This is a genomic window from Rhodoferax sp. GW822-FHT04A08 (genome assembly GCF_058801025.1).
Genome location: NZ_JBXAMW010000061.1, coordinates 1 through 1717 on the forward strand (window position 1 = coordinate 1; position 1717 = coordinate 1717).

Annotated in this window: 2 protein-coding genes; one reads left to right on the forward strand and one right to left on the reverse strand. The window is 50.0% G+C overall.

Going from position 1 to position 1717, the window contains the following annotated elements; genetic code table 11:
- Nucleotides 1–55: 55 nt before the first annotated feature.
- Nucleotides 56–436 carry an aspartate 1-decarboxylase gene (gene panD / locus AC1RMF_RS26555; RefSeq protein ID WP_342620457.1) on the reverse strand — a complete coding sequence of 127 codons (381 nt, stop codon included), beginning with the start codon at nucleotides 434–436 and terminating at the stop codon, nucleotides 56–58.
- 584 nt (nucleotides 437–1020) lie between these two features.
- Between panD and AC1RMF_RS26560 the strand changes: the two genes are divergently transcribed.
- Nucleotides 1021–1717, forward strand: a 697-nt coding sequence (locus AC1RMF_RS26560) for a hypothetical protein (RefSeq protein ID WP_493145549.1), incomplete at its 3' end; no start/stop codon positions are given.

A 1717-nucleotide genomic window follows, 5' to 3' on the forward strand; every position in this document is an offset into this window, starting at 1 on the left:
GAAAGCGAAGTTGAATCAGCAAACCTGTGGGCAGGATCCACAAAGGCCGCCGCTCTTACAACTGTTGGGTGGGAACCTTGTGGCGCAAATCAGTTTGCTTGTTTTTGTCGTCTACAAACACCAGCTGTGGGGAATGGCCTTCCACTTTGTCGTCATGCACCTGGGCAAATGCAGCAATGATGATCAGGTCACCCACGGCCGCACGACGCGCAGCGGAACCATTAACGGAAATCATGCCGCTACCACGCTGCCCCTTGATGGCATAGGTTATGAAGCGCTCACCGTTGTTGATGTTCCAAATGTGTACCTGCTCGTTTTCAGCGATGTTAGCGGCGTCTAAAAGGTCTTCATCGATTGCGCACGATCCTTCATAGTGCAGCTCGCAGTGGGTGACGGCAACACGGTGAATTTTGGATTTCAAAAGGGTACGAAACATGGTCTCTCTCTACTTAGAATAAAGCCGATCGGCTGGCTCCAACGACGGCGCAAGTCTATAACAACATTCGAGAGTAAGCGATGCACGCGTGACTACAAAAAGTCAACACCTTAGAATTGAAAGAAAAGTTTCGTACTCAAAGTTTACCGATGCTGGGTAGCCGTCGACGCTCTATCCTCTTCAATCTAAAGCGAGAGCGTCATGATCACAATTCAAGGATGCGAGGACCATTCCAAGCCTACTCGCTAATACACGTGGATCATCCAGTGCAATTGACCTGCGCGCTAGCGTGGTGAGATTTCAGATAGAAATACCTGTCCACAGTGCCGATAGCGCTGGACCACGGAAACGGCTGACACCCTGAGTATGCAACGAGCAAGTTCTATTCATTTGGTAGTTGTCAGATACAGTCGGCAATGGGCTGCATTTTTCTATGGAAAGAAGGAATAGTAATCACTCATTAATTTTTTCAAAAGACTGAAGCGCGAGCATAGAACTCTTGAGAAAGGCCCTAAAAAAATGGTCGCCAGCTAAGTACAGATATAGTATTCTCATATTGTTTTCTTTCCACTATTCGGAGTTGTATGTCGTTATCCCAGAAAGACCTATCGTTCATCCAAAAGGCTGGTCAGGCCGCCCACAATGCTTCCGAAGCCATTGGGCATATGGTGCGAGCGCAAGGCGAAGTATTGATTGCCAATCTGAGCAGCCAGCCGTTTGGTACTGATTCGGATCAAGTGATTGAGCGATTCAAGTCTCTTTCTGGCCTGAGTCAAGGTCTTGTTGCTGTGGAGTCGCAGCTTCAAAAGCTCTATGCGTTGGCCAATGAATTGGCTAGCCCGGCCGAGGATGTGATTGTTCTGCGCGCAGTGAGTAAGCGCAGGTCTATTTCCAACGCTGCTGCCGTTGACGTCATTGCAAGGCCTGCCAAGGCGGCTAAGAAAGTGAAGGCAGTTAGGAAAGCTGGGCGCAAATCTACCACTCCCGGTGCGCTCACCGCAAATGACAGCAAGCTGCTTTCTTATTTGCAAGGTGTCTTGAAGGCGGATGCGGGCACGGCCATTACAGGTGCGGCGATGGCGGCGGGATCCAAGCTTCCCTTGGGCTCTGTGGGTATTTCGTTGAAAAGATTGCAAGCCACGGGTTCGGTGAAATTGGTTGGTCGCGGAATCTATCAACTTGGTTCTAATTCGGTAGATGCCGTAGCTGAATCAGCTCCTGTGAAGAAGGCGAAGGCTGTGGCCAAGAAAGCCAAGGCAGCCAAAGTGGAGAAGCCGGTGG

Excerpts from the sequence above, each read along its gene's own strand:
- panD (WP_342620457.1), bottom strand. The coding sequence starts at position 436 with ATGTTTCGTACCCTTTTGAAATCCAAAATTCACCGTGTTGCCGTCACC.